Consider the following 22,068-nt stretch of genomic DNA (forward strand, 5'->3'; position numbering starts at 1 on the left):
TCAGTGAGCATGCGAGGCGCTGGCTTTGCCAAGCTCGGACTTGATGATGAAGCTGTTATCCAAGGCATAGCGCGCTCCGGGCTGGAGGCCTTCCTTGATTTCGACCGCGTCACTATCGCTGCGGCCACTCACGATTGGCTGAGCAGCAAAGCCATGGTCGGTCCGTACAAACACCACCGGCTTTTCTTCCAATGTGTGGATCGCATCAGGACTTACTGCGACTGGCACGGATGCTTCGCCAGCGCCTACCTGCACTTTGACGAACAGGCCGGGGCGCCAAACCCCTTCAGGGTTGGGAAGTGTGACCCGGGCGGTAGCGGCGCGGCTTTGCTGACCAACAAGTGAGCCGACATAAGAAACGGTTCCATTGGCACTGGACTCGAATGCTGTGGCCTCGATAACGGCATTGCTGCCTACTCGTACCGCGCTGAGTGCATTGGCAGGAACGCTGATATCTGCCCACACGGTGGAGAGATCGGAAATGATGAATATCTGGTCATCGGTATTGACTGACTCACCGAGCGTGATGTCCTTCTCAACGATCATCCCATCGAACGGCGCCCTGAGTTCGTAGCGGCTCAATGCGTCTGGCTTGCCAGCATCACTGCCAAGCGCTTGTAGCTGTGCGTTTGCATTCGCAACAGTCAGCTCTGCTTCCCGTAAAGCCTGTTGTGCCTGTAAATAATCCTGTTCCGCAGAAATACGCTCTTCCCATAGCTCCTTTTCGCGTCGATAGGTTTTTTGAGCCAATGCAAGACGTTTTTGCGCCGCGTAGAACTCGCTTCTACGTTCCGACAGGTCTGTACTCGCGATCACAGCAAGTACTTGCCCCTGTTTCACCTGTTCGCCCAAATCGACTTTGACCGCTTCAACGACACCTGAGAGACGAGGCACAACTTGCGCTGTGCGGTCTTGGTTGAATGTAATTTCGCCAGGCAGCTCAATTGCGCTTTTTATCTTTGCGGGCTGAGCAGTTGCCAGTGAGATGCCGGCGGCTAGGATTTGTGTCTCTGAGAGTTCTACCTCTGCTGTTTCAGTATGCTCCGCTCCCTCGGGCTCATCTTCATGCTCATCTTTCTCTGCCGCACCGACCTCGTGATCGCTATCGGCGCCTCCTTCATCATGTCCATGATCTCCTTCGGCTTCAGCATCCTCATCCGAATGCCCTTCATCCTCCTGCTCCGATGCGTCACCATGCTCGCTATGTGCGTCGCCCGCATCGGGCACAGCTGGACTACTGCGAAGAAGCAATCCGCCAAGCATAAGTGCCACGCTTAATATGACGACGATCCAAAAAATCTGCTTCTTGTGAACAGCCAAGGAAGATGTGTTCGATTTACTTTTCATATGGATTCCTTATGGCTGAGTGGCCGAGGGGATAACGGCCGACCCATCGCCGACGATTCGCGCGATTTCCGCCGCCGCCTGGTTAGCTTGTGAGAGCGCAGACAGATACTGAGAGCGGGCTTGGAAAAGCGAGCGTTGAGCATCCAGTACGTCAAGGAACGTGAATTTTCCAAGTTCAAACCCCTTGCTGGCAGCTTCATAAGCGCTCTGGGCACTGGGGAGCATGTCGTTGCGCAACAGTTCAAACTGCTGCCGAGCAGTGCGCAGCCGCATGTGCGCTTGGGAAAGTTCGCTTTTCAGGCGTATATGGACGGCGTTAAGCTCGTCCTGCGCCTGGTAGGCCCGTTCCTGTGCTGCTCCGATGTTGCCTTGGTTTCGATCAAACAACGGCAGGGGCATCGAGATACTCACCAGTCCCAGCGTGCCGTTATATTCATCTGAGCGTTGGGCACCTACGCTAACCGTCACGTTAGAAAAGCGATTCGTCCTTTCCAGCTCCAACGCAGCCCGACGTCTTTCAGCCTCCCGACGCGCGCGGGTTAGTTGGGCGGAATCGTTCAAACGGCTATAAAGCTCAGCTAGCTCGGGAAGAGGAGGCACTGCCTCTACCGGCTCTTTTACTCGCTCAAAGCGTGGCTGTGGATTTCCCCAGTTGGCCGCCAGCCGAGTGCGCGCAGCTTCGAGTTCAGCTGTGGCCTGGGCAAGCTCTACTTGCACTCCAGTAGCCGCAACCCGCGCCCGGGTTTCCTCTACGGGAGAGACCATGCCGGCCCTCACACGTCGATTGGCAACGTTCACAGCTTGCTTCGCAAGCTTTGAAGCAGCCTGAGCGAGGTCCAGCCGTTCTTGAGCAGTAAGCACATCGTAGTATGCACCCATCACTGCCCCCCTCAGTCGAGCTTGGGCGTCCTGTAGGTCGGCGGCCGCTACGTCCATGGCGCGTTGCGCTGCCTCAATACGAGCCGAACGTTTACCACCCAGCTCTATTTCTTGGCTCAGTTCAAGCGTGGTCTCCGGGGCATCGCCCCGGATTCCCTCCTGGCTAGCGGACAATATTGGATTCGGACGTGCTCCTGCTTGGCTAATCAATGCGCGAGAAGCAGCCAGCTCACGTCTTGCAGCAGCCAGTTCAGGGCTTGCAGAGCTAGCGAGTTCCAAGGCGCGTACAAAGCTTATGGAGTCGACAGACTCAACGGGGAAGGTATTTGACACACTGACAGGTAAGGTCTGTGTGAAGGTCGGCAACTCTAAAGGCTGCGCAGAGGCGAGGTTGCACGACAACATCGTCAACCCCAGCGGTAAAAGAACTTTTCGCACCGAAATCTCCTAGAAAAGGGAAGGTTCGGTGAGACGTCAGATACAGATAAATGGCGTCCTACTGGTTAATCTGGCGTCTCACCGGCTTTGCACCGATGCGCCAATTAGGTTTTTCAGGACGCCCGGCTTCAGCCGATGCGTAGCTAGCAGAAGAAAACGGTTTCAAGCTTATTGATAATACCGAACCAGGAGAAATCCCTTTCCTTATAAGCGGCTTGATATGGTCGCCATGAAAGACACAGTCTCCATCCAGACTGATTTTTTTTGCGGCTTTTGACGATCCTTCCTCGTCAGCACCCAGAGACTCGTGCGAATGTTCGTGATGTCCAAGATGATTTGCTGCCGAACCATCCTCATGTCTGCAGCTCGTGCTAACAACTGCCCATGATGATTGCAATGGGAACAGGGCTAGCAACAACAGCAGAACTATTTTTCTCATCCAAGGCAAAACGATGACTTCCTGGTTTAGATGTCGAATCCAATCATAGAGCTACCCCCGCCAAGACGCGGAACACAGCGCCGCTACTGCGACAGTGATTCGTCCTGGGTTTAGGACACAATACACGAAAGCGTTTTTATCAGCCTCGCCAAGCCGGGGAGATAACTGATGGCCATGGGGCTGACTTTAAAGAAGAGTGGATAACGACCGCGTGACCGCAACATTACAAATCTGTAATCGAGGATATGCGCGATTGCTTGCCTCTCAGATAACAAAATAGTAATTTGCCGCTAATCCTGCGGTCATCTGCAGGGAAGAACTTGCCTAAGCGCTAAAAAAAAGCGAAAGGCGTCATTTGAGCACTGACCTGCCGTACACCAGGAGCATCATCATGAGCAAAATGGCCGTTTTTTCACTAACAGCCCTTTCACTGGCATTGGGCAGCGCCCCGGTCTTTGCCCAATCGGAAACAGCGGAGGGCTTCATCGAAGGCAGCACGCTATCGCTGATAAATCGCAACTATTATTTCAATCGAGATTTTCGCGACGGTGAGAGTGCGACCGGCAATGGCTACTCTGAGGAGTGGGCGCACGGATTAATGGCCTTCTTCGAGTCCGGATATACTCAAGGCTCGGTGGGGGTCGGTGTCGACGCCTTCGCCATGCTCGGTCTCAAGCTCGATTCTGGATCAGGACGTTCCGGTGCTGGCGGAAGCGTCGATCTTCTCCCCTACAATAGCGCCGGCGATGCCGAGGATGACTTTTCTCGAGTGGGAGGGGCCGTGAAAGCACGGTTCTTGGACACCGAGATTAAAGCTGGTGATGTGTTCCCCACTACTCCCGTCGTGCACTTTGGTGACGCACGGCTGCTGCCGGAGTCTTTCAAGGGGTTCACCGTTGTGAACAACTCGCTGGACAGTCTTACGCTTGCGGCCGGGCGCCTACACGCGATGAGCCAGCCCAATACCAGCAACACGAACGATGACTTCGTCACGTTTTATGGCGGTGCCGTCGACGCCCCTTGGCTCGGCTACGCAGGCGGTGACTATAGCGTAAACGAAAATCTCAGTTTTAGCCTGTATACCAGCCGCCTCAAGGATGCCTGGAACCAACATTACTTCGGTCTATCGGCCACCTATCCGCTTTCCGATGTCGTCGCGTTGCTGGGCAGTTTCAACTACTACAAGGCAACCGACGAAGGCCGCGAATTACTGGGCGAGTTCGACAACAACATCTGGAGCTCAAGCCTGGGTGTCGCCTTCGGCGCGCACACTGTCACGGCGTCGTATCAGCGAAACAACGGTAACAACGACTTTGACTACTTGCGCCAGGCGGACTCGATCTACCTGAACAATTCCATCCAGTACAGTGATTTCAACTCACCTAAAGAGCAGTCCTGGATGCTGCGCTACGACCTGAACATGGCGGAATACGGCATACCCGGGCTTACTTTCATGACCCGCTACGCCCGCGGTTGGGGCGCCGATTACAGCAATGCGAACGAGGTGTACATGCGCCAAGACGATAACGGTGCGCCGCTGACGGGACAGAACCGCTGGGAACGCGACGTCGAAGCCCGCTACGTTGTACAGACTGGCTCTCTCAAGGATTTGTCTCTGCGGGTGCGCCAGGCTACCACGCGGGCGACTGCTTTCGAGTCCGACCTCGATGAGGTCCGATTCATAGCCGAGTACCCGCTCTCGATCTTGTGAAACACCATGAGCAACACCACATCTTCTTTAGTTTTGCTCCCTTGGTTTGAAGATGTGTTTCAGGCGCCCATCAGGGCGCCTTTTTTCGTTTGGTGCACCCGCTCGCGCTGCGGGTCAACCAAATGACCGGTAGATTACAAATTCGCAAGATAGCCCTCACAGGGCTTTTACCGCGTTAAAGTGCTTCCCGCTTCCCTGGGCAGATCTTTTCGCCTCTGCCTTTCACGCTAGAGCCAAGCCGCTTTCGTCTTGACCTAGTTACTACATGGATTTTTTTGGTTCCGCTTACCGCGCACCTCCTTGCCGAGTTACCTCAAAACATGCGCATCCTGGTTGTCGAAGACGAGATCAAAGCTGCGGAATACTTGCAGCAGGGTCTTATCGAATGTGGTTACTTGGTCGATTGCGTAAGTGATGGCCTCGATGGGTTTCACCTGGCACTGCAGAACGACTATGACATCGTGCTGCTAGATGTGAATCTGCCAACCATGGATGGGTGGGAGGTTCTCGAACTCATCAGGCGGCGTAAGCAGACACGCGTCATCATGCTGACTGCCAATGGCCGCTTAGAGCAAAAAGTCCGCGGCTTGGAATCGGGCGCCGACGACTATCTGGTCAAGCCGTTCCAGTTCCCCGAGCTGCTTGCCCGTATCCGGACACTGTTGCGGCGAGGCGAGGCAGTCACACTTCCGAGCAACCTGCGTGTAGCCGACCTCGAACTGGACCCGGCCCGGCATAGGGCTTACCGGAGCGGTCAGCGTATCGACCTCACCAGCAAAGAATTTGCGTTATTGCATCTGCTCATGCGCCGGACTGGCGAAGTCCTCACGCGTACGGAAATAACTGCCATGGTGTGGGACATCAATTTCGACTGCGATACCAATGTGGTGGATGTTGCGATTCGTCGCCTGCGGATGAAAGTGGACGAACCCTTCGGCGATCGCCTGATACACACCATCCGGGGTGTGGGCTACGTGCTGGAGGCGCGGCCTTGAAGCCACTCAGCCTCGCATCGCGTCTCGCGCTTCAAATCACACTGACCGGCGCCGCTTTGGTCGCGCTGCTGATTGCACTGAGCTACTGGGTACTGGTGCGCCAACTGGAACTGCGCGCCCAGGAGGAAGTGACGGCCAAGCTCTCTCAGATCGATCATGGACTCCTCGAAGACACCAAAGCCCGTATGGGCCGCTCCTGGCAACACGCATTGAGCGATACCGTACTCGGCCATGACAACCTTTCGATTACGGTCATCGGCGATACAGCGAAATCACCCATTTTCAGTATCGGCCGATTCGCCAATGCGCCGCAGCAGCTGGATCTCGTGAGCAGGGACGGCGACTATCTTGGCTGGACAACGAAAGATGGCGTGCAGATGCTAACCGGGCGCAAGCAAATCCAAGTCCCGGGACTGGCTCCAATGACGCTTTTACTTTCGCAAGATCGCAGTGCCGATCAACGGCTGGTGGCTGCATTCCTGCGCTCGGCCTTAGTGACCGTGCCGATGCTACTGATATTGATCGGATTGGCTGGATGGCTAATCGCCCAAAATGGCTTGCGGCCGCTTCGCAAGTTCCGGGCCTTGGCGACTAAGGTATCTACACAGGATCTATCACCTCGAATCCGCACCGATCGGCTTCCGCAAGAGCTCCAGGCATTGGCGCACAGCCTCAACGTAATGCTTCATCGACTCGATGACGGCGTTCAGCAACTGTCACAATTCTCGGACGATGTGGCTCATGAGTTAAAAACTCCGCTGAACAACCTGATAGGCAAGGCGCAGGTGACTTTGGTGCGTGAGCGAAGCAAGGAGCATTATCGGGAGGTGATCGAGTCGTCGGTTGAAGAACTCGAACGCATGGATCGAATCGTGTCAGACATGCTGTTTCTCGCCCAGGCCAGCCACGCCAGCCCAGCACTGAAGCTCGAACAATTATCTTTAGGAAGCGAGGCGAGGCGCGTATGTGAATACTTCGAAGTCCTTGCCGAAGAAGCGGGAGTCGCTACGACAGTAACGGGCGATGCCATGATTTTGGGAAATCGACTTATGGTCCAGCGGGCCATTTCCAACCTGCTATCCAACGCGCTGCGGCATTCAAATACTGGCAGTACGGTCGAACTTAAGATCCTTCAGGAGGACGTAGACATCGTCTCGCTGGCTGTCACCAATCATGGCGCGACTATCGAATCGGATCATCTCCCACATCTGTTCGACCGCTTTTACCGCGTTAACGGCATACAACCTCGCGGGGCAGGATTGGGGCTAGCGATTGTCCGCTCAGTGATGAACCTCCACAAAGGCCACGTGGCCGTCGCCAGCAAAGACGGTCGGACCACGTTTGAACTCACGTTTCCTCGGCAGGCCTGACTCAAAGTGATACCGCACGGAGACAGCCATCACTACGAAGGGGCAAAAACCACAGGGACAAACAACCATTTCGAGGGCATGCGCGTTGGCCGGGTAACCAGGCCCGCAAGCCCCAACGCCGTTCATTTAATGCATGCGTCCTCGCTAATTCCGGCGAGAATGCCGCAAGCCTCAACTTCCCGCCCATCGTTGCAATTAGCCCGCAGTGAAACGAGTTGTCGTTCGAGTGATTGCAGAGCGGTTATCTGGGATCTGACTTGAGAAATGTGATCATCGAGTAAGGCATTGACGGCCGTACAAGGCTGGCGAGGGTCATCCTGGTAGCTTTGGAGTGCGTGAATCTCTGGAAGTGACAGATTCAAGATTCGGCAGCGCCGGATGAAAGCTAGCCGCTCGCCATGCTTCTCGGTGTAGACACGATAGCCGTTCGCCTGGCGATCAGGCGGTGGCAACAAGCCCTGCTGCTCATAGAAGCGGATCGTCTGTGTATCAATCCCTATTAGCCTTGCTAACTGACCAATGCGCATCGTGTGAATCCTCATCGGCTCTGCGTTATTGACCTTATAGTAGCTATAAGGCTTTTAATGATCCCATCTTCGATTTCAAGTGGAGCCGTATCATGAGCAAGTCCGATGGTCCCTGCGGCTGCGATGCGACACCAGCCGCTGATGCCGATATGCAAAACCCTTCCGATACGACGGGGCAATGGGTCAGTGTTTACGCCGTGCCCAAGATGGATTGTCCATCAGAAGAGCGAATGATCCGCTTGGCGCTGAATGGTTTGGACGGAGTTCGGAAGCTGACTTTTGATCTGTCGGACCGTCGGTTAGATGTCATGCATGACAGTGCCGTTGAGCCCATAACCAAAAAGCTGGCGACGTTAGGGCTAGGCGCCACTCTTCAGAAAACTGTCGCGGCAGACCCTGAGATGATCAAAGCCGCCGAGAATCCGGCGAACTCTACACAGGAATCCCGCTCCCTACGTTTACTGTTAGGCATCAACGCCTTCATGTTCGTGGTAGAGATGACTGCTGGCCTGATTGCCAGGTCCGCGGGTCTGATTGCCGATTCGCTCGACATGTTCGCTGACGCGGCAGTGTACGGCCTGGCCCTTTATGCGGTTGGGCGCAGCGTCAATCTGCAGGTGCGTGCTGCACACCTTGCTGGTGTGCTCCAGCTGATTTTGGCCCTCGGCGTGCTCGTAGAGGTGATCAGACGCTTTATATTCGGCAGCGAGCCCGAGTCGCTGATAATGATGGCCGTCGCGTTCCTGGCATTGCTCGCCAACACGGGTTGTTTGCTGCTGATTTCCAAACACCGGGAAGGTGGTGCTCACATGAAAGCGAGCTGGATATTCTCCGCCAATGATGTGGTCATCAACATGGGCGTCATAGTCGCCGGAGCGCTCGTCGCTTGGACTGGGTCCAACTACCCAGACCTGATTATCGGTACCGTCGTGGGATTCATCGTTCTCAACGGCGCTCGGCGTATTCTGGCGCTCAAGGGTTGAAGGAGCTCCCGTTACAGAAAAAGGGTGTCTTCATGCCTGTAAGCCATCCGGGTCTAGCGGCGTCAGCTAAAACTGGCGACGCCGCTTTAGCCGTTGGCGGATGGTGGGTATTGCAGAACGTGGGCTGCAAAGTCCATCAGCGAGACGAAGCCGCACTGATCGGCTTTTCCTTCACGCTGTAGGTGGTAGCCCCGCATGCCTTGCCCAATTGGACCAAGCATATCGGCTTGCAACGTGTCACCGATCATTGCGATAGCGGAGGCTTCGCAGCCAAGCTGTTCGATCATCTGACGATAGATTGCGGGCTCAGGCTTTATTGTCCCAACCTCAAAGCTCCATCCGTAAACATCGAACGACGGCAGTAACAGTTTGGCCGGAATCGCATATGGGGCTGCGAGATTGGAGCACAACGCGAGATTCAGGCCGGCGTCCTTTAGCTGATTTAGCGACTCCAACGCATCATCGAAAAGGCGAACGCTGGCCAGCTCGGTGAAAAGGTCGCTTTCAAGGCTAGCTAACTCAGAGTTGCTCAACTGCGCACCGAAATAATCGGCAGCTCCAGCCAAGCCCAGATTTCGAGTCATCAGAGTCCGTGCGTCATCCGGCCTTGGTGTTTTGCCCTGAAGCCGCAGGTTCTGCATCAGTTGGCGGAAAGGATGGCGGCGCTCACCTATCTGGAGAAGCGTGCCAAACACATCGAAAACTACTGCTTGTATCATGCCGGTACCTCTACCGTTGGAGGCGAACCGCCCACCCGAAGAGCGATGCCGCCCCTCTCAGTTTTCTGAACTGGATTTCTTCAGAGGTGGCACGAAGAAGATGGGTCTTTGCGGGGGCGCTATCAGGATATCTGTCGACTTGATGCTTGTGCCTTTTCGACGCCTTGTTTTGCCGTTCTTGTCGACCGCCAGCAGATCACCGGTCGCGACAGCAATGTCGAGTGCCTGCTTTACGCGAAGCTCGTCAGCCATGGTGTAGTTGGTCAATCCGCTCATCAGGCCCAAAAAAGGTTGCCGTTCTACCTCGTAGACCTGTTTGGGCAAGAGCTCCGAAAGTTCTCCTCGGATGCGGTCATTGGTAGCATCGTCGAAATAATGCTCATCCAACAGCAAATCGTGCTGACCTGTCACGGCGATATCCCGATTGGCGTCGTAGCTGAAAAAGCTGGAAGGCGACAGCATATGGGAAAAGTTGTTGCCGTATTTCCAGTGGATCTTCTTCATCACATCGTTAGCGCGGTAGTTGTTCGCCAGATGGATAAACCAATAGGCCATCGGGTTGCTGCCGGCCGGACGAATGAAGAAGACGGTCATGTACTGGGCACCGCTTTCCTGCTTGATCCCCTCGGACAGATAGCGCTGGATCAGGTATTGCCAGCTCCGTGGCTGATGCGCCTTCAGCTGTTTAAGCATGTCCCATGGCACATGCTGATCCAAGCCGATATTTGCAATGGCTTTCCGGTTCGCTTGGCGGTCGGCTAGATACGTAACCAAAAAATCGACATTGAAGGTCAGCAGGACCTCGGCTTTGTTGAGATTCTGGAAAATCCATTTGATCTTAGGGAACGGCACATCGCCATACATCATGCCCAGCCCCGCAGCGAGGATTGCCTTTTTCCGAGCCGGCTGCATATCTCAGACCATCTATCCACTCGTCAATACGCTCGTATCGTCAAAGGTTGGGTGAAAGCCATTGGCCCTGATCCAGCCCTGTATGGCATTCACACAATAAGACGTACGAAGGCATCGCTGATCTATCGCAGGACGAAGAACCTGCGGGCAGTTCAACTGTTGCTCGGCCATACGAAGCTGGAGAGCACCGTTCGATATCTGGGGATTGAGGTCGATGATGCCCTAGAGATGGCGGAACAGACCGAGGTTTGACCATGCATAGCGACGGTCGAAGCCAGGCCGTCGCTAACCGGCCAAAAGCGGACGGCTGCTTCCTACCCTTCCTCTTCCAAAAGCTCATCGTCCGGCTGCATCTGGCCGTTTGGCAGATTCAGTTTGGCCATCTCGGCAAGGCAGACGGCGATGTAAGCTAGCTCCTGAGTCAGCTCATCTGCCCGCCTGCGCAAGAGTCTCAGGCGCGCCTCAGCGTCCTTTTGCACCCCCTCTGGGGCCTGAGCAAGCTTGGCAAGCTTCGCTACCCACTGATCGATCTTATCGTTCACTTCAACCAGCAATGCTTTACATGCAATGTCCTTCTTGAGAGGAAAAAGCTGGCATTCAAGTAAGCGAATCGCATCGTAGATTCTGACCACTTCCTTGCTAGTTTTTGAATGTACGAAGTTCAAACTTCCCTCATCAAATGCGTGGTGTTCCTGGTTCTGGCCGGCCCAGTTCACCAGATCATTTTTGATCAGATTGAAATGGGCAGGATCGTAAGCGAGCACCGGCTCGATCAGTGAGAAGGTTCTCTCCAAACTGACCTGCAGATATACATTCTTCTTCAGCTGAGACTTACCGAACTGAGCAGTGATAGACACGGCATTTTCCAAGCAGTACTCGATCACGATTGACTCGAACCAAATCCGGCAATAGATCAATGCCTGCCTCACGTCATAAACGCGCAATGCATCGTGCACCTTGCCTTGAAACCCACCGGAGTGGTCGACCGCCACGATGCCTTTGTTCGTATAACTCAAAACGCAACTTGTATGCTGATCGGCTTGAGGGTGCCGATCAGCGATGATGCAGAAGCGCTCCCAGAACAGACGATCATGTGTTGTCACGACCATCTGAGTACGCCGAAGGTAACGGTCAGAGAAAAACAGATCGATGATGTTCGACCGGTGATCGCTATCGATCGCGTTCACGACGTCATCGAAGACAATCAGTGGGAGCTTATTCTTCTCTGCCATTGCCAGCAGAAGCGAAAGGCCGAGCACACGAAGGTGCCCTTCGCTCAACACCGAGAAAGCGTCCTGCACTGTGCCGTTCGTAGCGTTGATCTTGATTCGATAGCTGTCGTTGATCTTCTCGAAGCGGATAGCATCAATACGCTCATGCTCATCGTCATGATCGTTGATGGCTTTGTAGTACTCAGCCGCTTTCGTCTCGATCCCAGTAATACGTGCCTTCTCAAGGTGCAGTTTGTACCCCAGCAGATCTTGATAGAGGTTGCCGTACTCATCCTGTAACTGACGAATGAGGGTATTGAACCGGGCCGTATCGGCATCATCACGTTTTAAACTATTTCGTCGATCAATGAGGCACGCGATTTTTTCGCCTGCATTCTCAATCAGTTTTCTACAGGTATTTTTGGCGCCAAACAGATCTTTGATTGCATCTTGCTTCTGCTGGAGTAACTCGGCCGATCTACCCAGGCGGGAGATCTCCTCCGAAGCTTGCGCGAACACTTCGTCCTTCTGTTTACAAGCCTTTAGGTAGGTCTCGATCTCGGCTGCCTCATCTCTAACAAGCGAGACAAAGTGACTTAGCACGGATGCCGCACACGCTCCTCGGTCGGCGGATGTCTGGAGGTTGGCCAGTTCGCTTTTGAGGTCGTCTAGATGAAGACGACAAGGGATATCCAACCGGGTGTTCTTTTCGACTCCCGCAAGCCCAGCAGCCACCGCTCTAACGACTTGAAGAATCTTCTCGTCATTGCGCTGGTCAGCGGCTCTTAAACGCTCCAGCCGGCTTAAGGCCTGAAGCTCGCGTTTTGCCTTTTCAAATGGGTTCTCCACGACGAGTTGCAACGGAGTAGAGCATGCTGGACAAGTGTCATTTTCTTCCACTTGGCCTAGGTCTTGAATGGCTAAGTAAACGGCTTCGTAGTTAACATCCTTGGCACTTTTTAAAAACAAAGCCTCGATCATCGACTTTCGGGCAAGGAGGTAGCGAGCGGCACGTGCTGCGCGCTCAATTCGAACGAAAGAATCGACGACCGGAGCTTCTGCAAGTTTTAGTTGCTCCGCCTTGCGGATCTTGATCTCGATATCGCTCTTCAGCCGCAAAAATCTAATTCGAACAGCGGATTGCTGATCCGACTGCAGATCGAGCGCCTCGCATACTTGGTTATTGATCTCATTTATGCGGTTGAAGTGATCCTGGCGCTCGGCAAGGAGGTCTTTTCGGTCTAATTCAACCTGGGTCAACGCTTCGGCCTGGTCTGGCTTCAAGTACTGGGTGAGATTGAAGCTCTCCGGTCTCACGAACCGCCCGATGACCTCTTGGAACTCTTCAAGGCCGAAGAGGCTGGCCACTACATCGCTTTCAGCGCTCCCTGTATCCTTAGAGCCGAGCAATGAAAACTCTTGCAGACGGTTGCGATCAATGAAGCAAGCTGACCAAGCTAGACTCTTGGTCACGGCTTTTCTGTCCCGGCCCACCAACGACAGCGTCGGCTTTGCACTGCCCCTCGCAATATAGGCCTTCACCTTCGTTTTCCGGCGATCTGCTTCTTTGATATGCCCGGTCGTACCGTACTCAATCGCCTCGCAAAGCGAAGACTTCCCGCCACCATTAGGTGCGTAGAAGATGTTCTTCATTTTGCTAAAACGCAGAAAGCATCCCCTGTCATCCGCAGACAACTCGCCGAAGCCCCTGAAGTTTTTAACTTGCAAATCCTGCAATGGGCTGAGGCCTGAAGGCGCCACCCAGTCCAGTTCTGGCCTAGACTCCAGCCCCCTTTTAAACAGCGCACCGATACGCTGAAAATTAGTGTTCAGTAGTTGGTCAGCGTTCGACGCGAGATAGGACTTGATGTGGTCTGAATAGCGTCCGCGATCCTGGCTCGCCTTGGCCATGCACCAGAGAAGGGCCAGGTAGCCATCCGATTTGCCACTCAAGTGGCTTCTGGCAAAGCTCAATAGATACTGGCTCATTCGCCTGCCCTCCCTGAAGTATCTTCAGCCTAACCGGAGCGGGGGCATTTCGCTATCAGGCAGACACCTGCAGTAACTAGCTCAGCAGTCCTACCGGCCGCTTTTGGCCGGTTAGCGACGGTCTGACTTCGACCGTCGCAATATATGGTCAGACCTCGGTCTGCTCCGCCATTTCCAGAGCGTCATCGACCTCAATCCCAAGATATCGGACGGTGCTCTCAAGCTTCGTATGGCCGAGCAGAATTTGAATCGCCCGTAGGTTCTTCGTCCTGCGATAGATCAGCGATGCCTTCGTACGTCTCATCGTGTGTGTGCCATATATGGCAGGATCTAGGCCAATGGCTTTTACCCAGCCTTTGACGATACGAGCGTATTGACGAGTGGATAGATGGTCTGATGTATGCAGCCTGCTCGGGAAAAGGCAGTCCTGGCTCCGGAGCTGTGCTTGATGTATCCAGGCGGCGAGAGCAGACCGTGTTTCCCTAGTGTGCGCTCTCTTGCTTGGATGGCATTACGTTCTGGCCCAACGTTACTGTAGCGAATCCGCAGCAGTATCAATCAAAGCCTCCTGTATCCCGCGTGAAGAAAGACGCTACGTTGCGCCCGTTCTTCCACGGCTTCGCTTGCCGCCCCGCTACGGCAGATTCGAAGTATTCATCGAAATGTCATCCTTTAGAAGCAGTGCGTTAACAAGGAATTTCTACCCTTTGCATCGCGAACCGCAATTGTGCGGCCAGCAATATTGCGAAAGGTGATCAAATGACGCCCCATCCGATACAGGACGCCGTGCTGCGGGTCGACCGGTTGAGCGTCGTCTATCCAGGCGGCGTGACAGCCCTACGCGATACCTCGATTGCATTTCGGCGTGGTGAGTTCACCGTGCTGCTTGGTCTCTCGGGCGCAGGCAAGTCGACCTTGCTCCGTAGTCTCAATCGACTCGTCACGCCCACTGGCGGCAGTGTCACCAGCGAACTCGGTGAGCTCGGCAGCGGCTCGGCCTTGCGTCAGCATCGTCGGCGTACCGCCATGATCTTTCAGCACCACCAGCTAATCGAACGTCAAAGCGCACTGGCTAATGTGCTTACCGGTCGGCTGGCCTTTCACAACACGCTCCGCTCGCTGTTTCCTCTGCCGCGTGCCGATCAGGAGATTGCGCTCAGTTGCCTCGCTCGGGTCGGTCTGGCAGACAAGGCGCTAAGCCGGGTGGACAAACTGTCCGGTGGCCAGCAGCAGCGGGTAGGCATCGCGCGTGCGCTAGCGCAACAGCCGGCGATCATTCTGGCCGATGAGCCGGTAGCCAGTCTCGACCCGGCCACTTCGGTCCGTGTTCTCGGATTGCTGCGCGACATCTGCAAGGAAGACGGCATCACCGCCATCGTTTCGCTGCATCAACTCGAATATGCCCGCCGCTTCGCCGATCGCGTCGTCGGGCTGGCCGATTCTCAGATCGTTTTCGATGCCGCGCCCTCGGAACTCACCGATGCGCAGCTTGAGCGCATCTATGCAGGCCGCTCTACGACTCAGCCAGCGAATGCTCCGGCTGAACCACCTGTCATGCTCGAACCTTCACTGGAGATGTCCCGATGAAACGCTTATCCGCGCTCTTATTGACTTGCTTGCTGTCCGCTGTTTCAAGTTTGTCCGCCCTAGCGGCCGATGCCGATCCGGATGTGCTAAAGGTTGCCCTGCTGCCGGACGAAAACGCCTCCGAGCTGATCAAGCGTAACCAGCCGCTGAAGGATTATCTGGAAGAGCATCTGGACAAGAAGGTGCAGCTGATCGTAACCACCGACTATTCCTCGATGATTGAGGCGATGCGCTTTGGCCGTATCGACCTGGCGTATTTCGGTCCGCTGTCCTACGTCATGGCCAAAAGCAAAAGCGACATCGAGCCCTTCGCTGCCATGGTCATCGACGGCAAGCCGACCTATCGCTCGGTGATTATCGCCAATGTGGCGTCAGGCGTGAATGAGTATGCCGACCTTAAGGGCAAGAAGATGGCCTATGGTGACCGGGCATCGACGTCCAGCCATTTGATTCCCAAAACCGTGCTTCTTGAGACGGCCGATTTGACGGGTGGGCAGGACTACGAACAACATTTTGTGGGCACGCATGACGCCGTTGCCGTCAACGTGGCGAACGGCAACGCCGATGCGGGTGGGCTGTCGGAGGTAATTTTCAATCATGTAGCCGAACGTGGCCTAATCGATCCGAGCAAGGTGAAAGTACTTGGTTACAGCGGCGAATACCCCCAGTACCCCTGGGCGATGCGCTCGAACCTGAGCCCCGAGCTGAAAACCAAGGTGCGGGATGTATTCGTCGGTATCGACGATCCCGAAGTGCTGCGCAACTTCAAGGCCGAGGCCTTCGCGCCAATCACCGACGCCGACTACGATGTGATCCGCAACATGGGATCGCTGCTCGGCCTCGACTTCGCCACGATGTGAGCACCGATATGTCTACTCATTACGACGTGCAGGCGCTGCCTGCAGAGCAACGCGAGCACATCCTTCGAGGCTTCGGCCTCGGTTGGTGGCGCCAGCTGGGGCAGGTGGCGATTGTATTCGGAGTGGTGCTGTTGGCCTGCTGGTACGTGGGGCTGCTCGATGCCACCACGCTGCTGAACGGGCTGCCCTCCATCGCGACCCTGGCAGGCGAGGCCATGCCGCCAGACTTTTCGGGCTATCGAAGCTGGATTCGCCCCTTGATCGACACCTTGGCGATGAGCATCGCCGGTACGGCCATCGCAGTGGTGTTCTCGCTGGTGGTGGCCTTCGTTGCAGCGCGCAATACGGCGCCGCACCCCCTTGTGTTCGGTGTTGCCCGGGTGCTGCTCAATGCCCTGCGGTCGGTGCCGGAGCTGATCATGGGCATCATCTTCGTTGCAGCCGTAGGGTTCGGCGCCTTGCCGGGCGTGCTTGCCCTGGGTCTGCATTCGGTCGGCATGGTCGGCAAGTTCTTCGCCGAGGCCATCGAGCACGTCGACGAAGCGCCGGTGGAAGCCGCTCGGGCGGCGGGGGCTACGCCGATGCAAGTGCTGCTGCACGCGGTTTTGCCACAGGTGACGCCGCAGTTCGCCGACGTGGCGATCTACCGCTGGGAATACAACTTTCGCGCCTCCACCGTGATGGGCATGGTTGGCGCCGGCGGTATCGGCTTCGAACTCATGGGCTCGCTGCGCATCATGCAGTACCAGGAGGTTGCAGCAATCCTGCTGGTCATCCTGGCCATGGTCACGCTAGTAGACGCCTTCAGTGGCGTGCTGCGCAAACGTTTCAAATAGGACAAACCATGCTGCCGAAACTCGTTATAACTCACCGAGTACACGATGAGATCCTGCAACTGCTGGCGCCACATTGCGAGCTGATGACCAACCAGACCGACAGCACGCTGACGCGCGAGGAAATTCTGCGCCGCTGTCGCGATGCTCAGGCGATGATGGCGTTCATGCCCGATCGGGTCGATGCAGACTTTCTTCAAGCCTGCCCTGAGCTGCGTGTAGTCGGCTGCGCGCTCAAGGGCTTCGACAATTTCGATGTGGACGCCTGTACTGCCCGCGGGGTCTGGCTGACCTTCGTGCCTGATCTGTTGACGGTCCCGACTGCCGAGCTGGCGATCGGACTGGCGGTGGGGCTGGGGCGGCATCTGCGGGCAGCAGATGCGTTCGTCCGCTCTGGCGAGTTCCAGGGCTGGCAACCACAGTTCTACGGCACGGGGCTGGATAACGCTACGGTCGGCATCCTTGGCATGGGCGCCATCGGACTGGCCATGGCTGATCGCTTGCAGGGATGGGGCGCGACCCTGCAGTACCACGAGGCGAAGGCTCTGGATACACAAACCGAGCAACGGCTCGGCCTGCGCCAGGTGGCGTGCAGCGAACTCTTCGCCAGCTCGGACTTCATCCTGCTGGCGCTTCCCTTGAATGCCGATACCCAGCATCTGGTCAACGCCGAGCTGCTTGCCCTCGTACGGCCGGGCGCTCTGCTTGTAAACCCCTGTCGTGGTTCGGTAGTGGATGAAGCCGCCGTGCTCGCGGCGCTTGAGCGAGGCCAGCTCGGCGGGTATGCGGCGGATGTATTCGAAATGGAAGACTGGGCTCGCGCGGACCGGCCGCGGCTGATCGATCCTGCGCTGCTCGCGCATCCGAATACGCTGTTCACTCCGCACATAGGGTCGGCAGTGCGCGCGGTGCGCCTGGAGATTGAACGTTGTGCAGCGCAGAACATCATCCAGGTATTGGCAGGTGCGCGCCCAATCAACGCTGCGAACCGTCTGCCCAAGGCCGAGCCTGCCGCATGTTGAATCCGGTCTGGCTGAAGAGCCTGGTAGCGATCGTTCAAACAGGCAGTTTTCAGAGCGCGGCGAGGGCGTTGGGGCTGGCCCAGCCGACGGTGTCGCAGCACTTGCAGAAGCTTGAAGAGCAGGTCGGCGTAACGCTGGTGCAGCGCAGTCGTAGCGGCTGCCAGCCTACCACACGGGCGCTGGCCTTCATGCCGCATGCGACCGCCTTGCTCGACATGCACGCCCGGGCGCTAGAAGCCCTGCATGGCAATCGTGAGCGCGTCGGGGCCAGCTCCAACATCGGCACCTACCTTCTCCAGCCATTCGTGCGCAACTATCTGACGACCGCAAATGAGAGGGGCGAGGTGGATCTGCGCATCGCCGCCAACCCGGATGTGGCCGACCAGCTACTGGCGGGCCAGCTCGACGCCGCGATCATGGAATGGTGGCTACCTCACCCCGACTTCGAATACCGCCTCTGGCGGGTCGAGCCGCTGGTGCTTATCGTCAGCCCCGACCATGCGCTGGCTGAAGCAGGGTGCATAGAACGTGATCGTCTGGTGGACCTGCCGATGCTGGGAGGTGAACCGGGTAGCGGTACCGGACGGCTTCTGACCGAATACTTTGGCGAACTGGGCGTGCCTCGCAGCGGTATGCAGCTAGGCAGCACCGAGGCAGTCAAACAAGCAGTGAGGGCGGGACTCGGCGTGTCGTTGGTGATGGCTTCCGCAGTACAAGACGAAGTTCGCAGTGGCGCGCTGGTAGCTCTTCCCATCCCGGGGCTTGAAAAGCGTCTCCAACTGATCTGGCGCAAACCTCCCGGAAATCTGCACCCGCCGGGATTTGTGCGGCACTTATTGGAGGAGGCGGATCTAGCTGGATAAGGTGATGGATGGTTGCGATCCAGCGCTTGGCTTGTCAGCCTAGGGAAACTCTGAAAAAGACTTTCTGATTTGGCAAAATACCGCGACCCCACCCACCGAGTTTCCCGATGAAGCAGATGACCTTCGCCGACGCCGAGTACGCTGGCAAGCGCAAGCAAACCCGCAAGGAGTTGTTCCTGATCGAGATGGATCGGGTGGTGCCGTGGAAGGGCTTGATTGCTTTGATCGAGCCACATTATCCGAAGGGTGAAGGTGGCCGTCCGGCCTACCCGTTGATGGCGATGCTGCGTGTGCATCTGCTGCAGAACTGGTTCGGCTACAGCGATCCAGCGATGGAGGAAGCGCTGTACGAAACCACGATCCTGCGCCAGTTTGCCGGGCTGAACCTGGAGCGCATCCCCGACGAAACCACGGGGTGCTGCTGGTCCGCAAGTGACCCGCTGCGATTGAACGCCGGCGGCCAACCGGCGCTCACATCCGTAACCCTCACGGATTACGGAGGCACACGCATGCTGGTATTCGAGTCGATCTACACCGAAGGTCTGGCGCAGATTTCCTATCTGGTGGGCGACAGCAAGGCCGCCGTCGCCGCGGTGATCGATCCGCGGCGCGACGTCGAGGTCTACCTCGACCTGGCGCGCGACAAGGGCCTGCGCATCGCCTATGCCATCGAGACGCACATCCACGCCGACTTCGTTTCCGGCGCCCAGGCGCTGGCCGAACGCTGCGGCGCCGAGATCATCGGCGGACTACGCCTTCGGGCTGCGTCAGGTGGACGACGGCGAGGTGCTGGAACTGGGTCAGGTCAGCCTGGAAGTGCTGCACTCGCCAGGCCACACCCCCGAGCACATCTCGCTGCTGCTACGTGACAGCCAGCAGGGCGAAGCGCCCTTCGCGCTGTTCACCGGCGATACGCTGTTCAACCTCGACGTCGGCCGCCCCGACCTGCTCGGCGAGGACAGCACCAAGCAGCTGGCAGCGCAGCTCTACGCCACGCTGTTCACCCGCTACCTGCCGCTCGGCGAACGCATCGAGATCTACCCCTGCCACGGCGCCGGCTCGGCCTGCGGCAAATCCATCGGTGACCGTCGCCACTCCACCCTCGGCAAATGGCCAATCGCTTTTTCCACCGGCCAGAGGCACAGGTACTGCCGGATAAGGCTGCGCCGTTATCCACCCTACGCCCCGTCGATCACCCGATGCGCAGGGTGGAAAACGGCCAGCGGCCTTTCCCACACGTCAGTATTCGACTTGCAGTTCGGCGCTGCGCGGTTCGGCTTGGCAGGCCAGCGCCCAGCCCTGACGCACCTCGCTTTCGCTCAGCACCTGGTTGCTGCGCATGCTCACGCTGCCCTCCACCACCCGGCACTTGCAGGCGGCGCAGACACCCGAGCGGCACGCGCTCGGCGGTTGCAGGCCAGCCTGTTCCATGGCCTCCAGCAGCACCTCGCCGCGCGGCACGTCCAGCTCGTGACGGCGACCGTCGAGCGCGACCCGCAGGCGGCTGCGGCGCCCGCCCGGTGCGGCCGTCGGCGCTGCGGCGGCAAAGCGTTCCAGATGGATACGCGCCGCATCCACACCCCGCTCGCCCAGCGCGGCACCCGCGGCATCCATGAACGGTTGCGGCCCGCAGATGAAGGCGTCGGCGGCTGACCAGTCAGCGATCTTCGTGGCAATCGCCGGGCCGCTCGGCACACCCTGCTCGGCATCGAGCCAGATGCGCAGCTGCAGGCGATCGGGGTAACGCGCAGACCACTCGGCCAGCTCCTCGGCAAAGATCAGCGAGGCGGCATCGCGGCTGGCATAGAACAGCCGTACCTGCCCGCTGCCCTCGACCAGCGCCGCCTGCAGGATCGCCATCAGCGGCGTGATACCGCTGCCGGCGCCGAGCAGCAGCAGATCGTCATCCAGGTTGCGCGGCACGAACACGCCGGCCGGCGGCAGCGCCTCGATGCAATCGCCGGCCTGCAGGTTGTCCAGCAGCCAGTTCGACGCGCGGCCGCCGGGCACCCGCTTGATGGTGATGCGCAGCGCGCCATCCGCCTGCGGTCGCTGCGACAGCGAGTAGCAGCGCAGCAGCGCCGGCTCGGCAGCGGGCACCTTCAGCGTGAGGAACTGCCCCGGCTGCGCGGCAAAGCGTGCGCGCTGGGCGGCCGGCACCTGCAGGGTGAACGAGCAGCTGTCGGCGGTTTCGGCCTGGCGTGAGACGATGCGCAGACGGGTGAACTCCCCGGCGGCAGGCGCTGGCGCCGATGCGAACGCGGTCGCGACCGACGTCGTTGCCGGTGTCGACGTCGAAGCCGAAGGTGCAGTCGAAGCCGGCCCCGCCTTGGGCACGCCGCGCAGCATCGGCCATACCGACTTGCGGCGGAACAGCAGCACATAGCCGACATGCAGGCCGATCAGCCACAGCCCCAGATTGGCGAAGAACTCGTGCACCTCCTCGGCATCGCCCATCCAGCCGATGAAATCGATGTCGCTGGCAGCGCCGAAGACATCCGGCCCCACGCCCGGCAGGGCGGCCAGCACATCGCCGTTGTCGACCATACCCAGGCCGACCACGCTGGCAATGGCGAAACTGCCCAGCGCGCCGACCGTCAGCCACTTGCCGACGCTCGACAGGCCGGGCTTGCTCCGCTGGCCCTTCGGCGGCAGCAACTGCGGGAAGCCGCGCAGGCGCAGCGGCACGATCAGCAGGCGCCACATCAACAGCGCCACCAGGCCATAGCCCAACCAGATATGCAGCGTCTCGGCGTCGTCACCGCTGAGGTAGGCGCCAAGAAAGAAACCGGCCAGCAGCCAGTGGAACAGACGGAAACGATTGAAAGCAGCCACGACGGCGATCCTCTTTGAATGGATGCCGCCTTTGTATTCCTGCGAGCTGAAACGAAACTGAACGGCACCGACCGCTGCGCTTCAGCTTGGCGTAAGGTAGCGCGCCTAGGCTGCGCTCATTCCCAACCGGAGAGCGCACCATGAAAGCCCGCTGGATCATCCTCCTGTCCTGCTGCCTGAGCCTGCCGGCCCTGGCCAAAACCGAACACCCGCTGCTGGCCGGCTACGCCGCACAGGCGCGTCAGGAGAATCCGAACTTCACCAGCTTCTCCGCCGAGCGCGGCAAGGCACTGTACTTCGCCGAGGAGCAGCGCAACGGCAAGACCATGAGCTGCACCACCTGCCACACCGCCGACCCGCGTCAGCCCGGCAAGACGCCGGCGCACCGCAAGGTCGATCCGCTGGCGCCGGCAGCCAACCCCGAGCGCTTCACCGACCTGAAGAAGGTCGAGAAATGGTTCCGCCGCAACTGCGACGACGTCTACGCCCGTGAATGCACCGCGCAGGAAAAGGGTGACTTCATCAGCTGGATCGACAGCATCAAGTAA

18 protein-coding genes and 4 pseudogenes are annotated in these 22,068 nt (G+C 57.7%); 13 read left to right on the forward strand and 9 right to left on the reverse strand.

Features of this window, described 5'->3' with window-relative positions:
• Both AC4LFW_RS18485 and AC4LFW_RS18490 read right to left on the reverse strand, forming a co-directional pair.
• Entirely contained in the window at positions 1-1,347 is a 1,347-nt protein-coding gene (locus AC4LFW_RS18485; protein WP_491820994.1) for an efflux RND transporter periplasmic adaptor subunit, read from the reverse strand.
• Positions 1,348-1,356: 9 nt separating this feature from the next.
• Positions 1,357-2,664 (reverse strand): TolC family protein, encoded by a 1,308-nt coding sequence (locus tag AC4LFW_RS18490; RefSeq protein ID WP_042925539.1) that lies wholly within the window; start codon positions 2,662-2,664, stop codon positions 1,357-1,359.
• A gap of 830 nt (positions 2,665-3,494) precedes the next feature.
• On the opposite strand from AC4LFW_RS18490, the gene AC4LFW_RS18495 reads away from it, so the two are divergent.
• The 3 genes from AC4LFW_RS18495 to AC4LFW_RS18505 all read left to right on the forward strand — a co-directional run bounded on the left by AC4LFW_RS18495 (position 3,495) and on the right by AC4LFW_RS18505 (position 7,179).
• Positions 3,495-4,814 carry an OprD family porin gene (locus AC4LFW_RS18495; protein WP_064481000.1) on the forward strand — a complete coding sequence of 440 codons (1,320 nt, stop codon included), beginning with the start codon at positions 3,495-3,497 and terminating at the stop codon, positions 4,812-4,814.
• Positions 4,815-5,134: 320 nt separating this feature from the next.
• Positions 5,135-5,809 carry a heavy metal response regulator transcription factor gene (locus AC4LFW_RS18500; protein ID WP_008569962.1) on the forward strand — a complete coding sequence of 225 codons (675 nt, stop codon included), beginning with the start codon at positions 5,135-5,137 and terminating at the stop codon, positions 5,807-5,809.
• Complete coding sequence (locus tag AC4LFW_RS18505; protein WP_491820997.1) at positions 5,806-7,179, forward strand: heavy metal sensor histidine kinase; 1,374 nt, start codon at positions 5,806-5,808, stop codon at positions 7,177-7,179. Before AC4LFW_RS18500 ends, AC4LFW_RS18505 begins: the two co-directional genes overlap by 4 nt.
• Positions 7,180-7,301: 122 nt before the next feature.
• On the opposite strand, the gene cadR is transcribed toward AC4LFW_RS18505, so the two are convergent.
• Positions 7,302-7,706, reverse strand: a complete 405-nt coding sequence (gene cadR, locus AC4LFW_RS18510) for a Cd(II)/Pb(II)-responsive transcriptional regulator (protein ID WP_003292662.1) — start codon at positions 7,704-7,706, stop codon at positions 7,302-7,304.
• 92 nt (positions 7,707-7,798) lie between these two features.
• Between cadR and AC4LFW_RS18515 the strand changes: the two genes are divergently transcribed.
• Entirely contained in the window at positions 7,799-8,689 is an 891-nt protein-coding gene (locus AC4LFW_RS18515; protein ID WP_003292661.1) for a cation efflux transmembrane domain-containing protein, read from the forward strand.
• An 86-nt stretch (positions 8,690-8,775) separates the two neighbouring features.
• Here the strand turns inward: AC4LFW_RS18515 and AC4LFW_RS18520 are convergent, their stop codons facing one another.
• Both AC4LFW_RS18520 and tcmP read right to left on the reverse strand, forming a co-directional pair.
• The gene (locus AC4LFW_RS18520; RefSeq protein WP_003292660.1) at positions 8,776-9,408 is read right to left on the reverse strand and encodes an HAD family hydrolase; all 633 of its coding nucleotides are present in this window, start codon (positions 9,406-9,408) and stop codon (positions 8,776-8,778) included.
• Between the two features lie 57 nt (positions 9,409-9,465).
• Positions 9,466-10,269: pseudogene (gene tcmP / locus AC4LFW_RS18525) on the reverse strand (three-Cys-motif partner protein TcmP); the annotation flags it as partial.
• Here tcmP and AC4LFW_RS18530 point away from each other — a divergent pair.
• Positions 10,267-10,572, forward strand: a pseudogene (locus AC4LFW_RS18530) (tyrosine-type recombinase/integrase); the annotation flags it as partial. The pseudogenes tcmP and AC4LFW_RS18530 sit on opposite strands and share 3 nt — an antisense overlap.
• Before the next feature lie 62 nt (positions 10,573-10,634).
• Here AC4LFW_RS18530 and AC4LFW_RS18535 read toward each other — a convergent pair.
• Together AC4LFW_RS18535 and AC4LFW_RS18540 are read right to left on the reverse strand one after the other, a co-directional pair.
• Positions 10,635-13,520 carry an AAA family ATPase gene (locus AC4LFW_RS18535; RefSeq protein WP_491821000.1) on the reverse strand — a complete coding sequence of 962 codons (2,886 nt, stop codon included), beginning with the start codon at positions 13,518-13,520 and terminating at the stop codon, positions 10,635-10,637.
• A 148-nt stretch (positions 13,521-13,668) separates the two neighbouring features.
• Positions 13,669-14,007, reverse strand: a pseudogene (locus tag AC4LFW_RS18540) (tyrosine-type recombinase/integrase); the annotation flags it as partial.
• A gap of 272 nt (positions 14,008-14,279) precedes the next feature.
• Between AC4LFW_RS18540 and phnC the strand changes: the two are divergent.
• From phnC to AC4LFW_RS18575, 7 genes and pseudogenes are all read left to right on the forward strand, one after another.
• Positions 14,280-15,107 (forward strand): phosphonate ABC transporter ATP-binding protein, encoded by an 828-nt coding sequence (gene phnC / locus AC4LFW_RS18545; RefSeq protein ID WP_003118432.1) that lies wholly within the window; start codon positions 14,280-14,282, stop codon positions 15,105-15,107.
• Positions 15,104-15,967, forward strand: a complete 864-nt coding sequence (gene phnD / locus AC4LFW_RS18550; protein WP_010466255.1) for a phosphate/phosphite/phosphonate ABC transporter substrate-binding protein — start codon at positions 15,104-15,106, stop codon at positions 15,965-15,967. Before phnC ends, phnD begins: the two co-directional genes overlap by 4 nt.
• A gap of 8 nt (positions 15,968-15,975) precedes the next feature.
• Complete coding sequence (gene phnE, locus AC4LFW_RS18555) at positions 15,976-16,803, forward strand: phosphonate ABC transporter, permease protein PhnE (RefSeq protein WP_010466252.1); 828 nt, start codon at positions 15,976-15,978, stop codon at positions 16,801-16,803.
• Positions 16,804-16,811: 8 nt separating this feature from the next.
• A complete protein-coding gene (ptxD, locus tag AC4LFW_RS18560; RefSeq protein ID WP_003118429.1) occupies positions 16,812-17,822 on the forward strand; it encodes a phosphonate dehydrogenase PtxD in 1,011 nt (336 codons plus the stop codon).
• On the forward strand, positions 17,816-18,685 hold the full coding sequence (locus AC4LFW_RS18565) for a LysR family transcriptional regulator (protein ID WP_003118428.1): 870 nt from the start codon (positions 17,816-17,818) through the stop codon (positions 18,683-18,685). Before ptxD ends, AC4LFW_RS18565 begins: the two co-directional genes overlap by 7 nt.
• Before the next feature lie 107 nt (positions 18,686-18,792).
• A pseudogene (locus AC4LFW_RS18570) lies at positions 18,793-19,098 on the forward strand (IS5/IS1182 family transposase); the annotation flags it as partial.
• A 96-nt stretch (positions 19,099-19,194) separates the two neighbouring features.
• A complete protein-coding gene (locus tag AC4LFW_RS18575; protein ID WP_230357762.1) occupies positions 19,195-19,554 on the forward strand; it encodes an MBL fold metallo-hydrolase in 360 nt (119 codons plus the stop codon).
• Here AC4LFW_RS18575 and AC4LFW_RS18580 read toward each other — a convergent pair.
• Together AC4LFW_RS18580 and AC4LFW_RS18585 are read right to left on the reverse strand one after the other, a co-directional pair.
• Positions 19,547-19,780, reverse strand: a complete 234-nt coding sequence (locus AC4LFW_RS18580; protein WP_031655603.1) for a hypothetical protein — start codon at positions 19,778-19,780, stop codon at positions 19,547-19,549. The genes AC4LFW_RS18575 and AC4LFW_RS18580 overlap by 8 nt on opposite strands.
• Positions 19,781-19,924: 144 nt before the next feature.
• Entirely contained in the window at positions 19,925-21,520 is a 1,596-nt protein-coding gene (locus tag AC4LFW_RS18585; protein WP_003118424.1) for a 2Fe-2S iron-sulfur cluster-binding protein, read from the reverse strand.
• A gap of 140 nt (positions 21,521-21,660) precedes the next feature.
• Here AC4LFW_RS18585 and AC4LFW_RS18590 point away from each other — a divergent pair, with 140 nt between their 5' ends.
• Entirely contained in the window at positions 21,661-22,068 is a 408-nt protein-coding gene (locus tag AC4LFW_RS18590; protein WP_103455118.1) for a DUF1924 domain-containing protein, read from the forward strand.

The organism is Stutzerimonas sp. C6.4V (assembly GCF_058536345.1).

What these genes read in the sequence shown, in the direction of transcription:
- AC4LFW_RS18485 (WP_491820994.1), bottom strand. Translation starts at nt 1,347, where the DNA reads ATGAAAAGTAAATCGAACACATCTTCCTTGGCTGTTCACAAGAAGCAG.
- AC4LFW_RS18495 (WP_064481000.1), top strand. Translation starts at nt 3,495, where the DNA reads ATGAGCAAAATGGCCGTTTTTTCACTAACAGCCCTTTCACTGGCATTG.
- AC4LFW_RS18500 (WP_008569962.1), top strand. Translation starts at nt 5,135, where the DNA reads ATGCGCATCCTGGTTGTCGAAGACGAGATCAAAGCTGCGGAATACTTG.
- cadR (WP_003292662.1), bottom strand. Translation starts at nt 7,706, where the DNA reads ATGCGCATTGGTCAGTTAGCAAGGCTAATAGGGATTGATACACAGACG.
- AC4LFW_RS18515 (WP_003292661.1), top strand. Translation starts at nt 7,799, where the DNA reads ATGAGCAAGTCCGATGGTCCCTGCGGCTGCGATGCGACACCAGCCGCT.
- AC4LFW_RS18520 (WP_003292660.1), bottom strand. Translation starts at nt 9,408, where the DNA reads ATGATACAAGCAGTAGTTTTCGATGTGTTTGGCACGCTTCTCCAGATA.
- AC4LFW_RS18535 (WP_491821000.1), bottom strand. Translation starts at nt 13,520, where the DNA reads ATGAGCCAGTATCTATTGAGCTTTGCCAGAAGCCACTTGAGTGGCAAA.
- phnC (WP_003118432.1), top strand. Translation starts at nt 14,280, where the DNA reads ATGACGCCCCATCCGATACAGGACGCCGTGCTGCGGGTCGACCGGTTG.
- phnD (WP_010466255.1), top strand. Translation starts at nt 15,104, where the DNA reads ATGAAACGCTTATCCGCGCTCTTATTGACTTGCTTGCTGTCCGCTGTT.
- phnE (WP_010466252.1), top strand. Translation starts at nt 15,976, where the DNA reads ATGTCTACTCATTACGACGTGCAGGCGCTGCCTGCAGAGCAACGCGAG.
- ptxD (WP_003118429.1), top strand. Translation starts at nt 16,812, where the DNA reads ATGCTGCCGAAACTCGTTATAACTCACCGAGTACACGATGAGATCCTG.
- AC4LFW_RS18565 (WP_003118428.1), top strand. Translation starts at nt 17,816, where the DNA reads ATGTTGAATCCGGTCTGGCTGAAGAGCCTGGTAGCGATCGTTCAAACA.
- AC4LFW_RS18575 (WP_230357762.1), top strand. Translation starts at nt 19,195, where the DNA reads ATGCTGGTATTCGAGTCGATCTACACCGAAGGTCTGGCGCAGATTTCC.
- AC4LFW_RS18590 (WP_103455118.1), top strand. Translation starts at nt 21,661, where the DNA reads ATGAAAGCCCGCTGGATCATCCTCCTGTCCTGCTGCCTGAGCCTGCCG.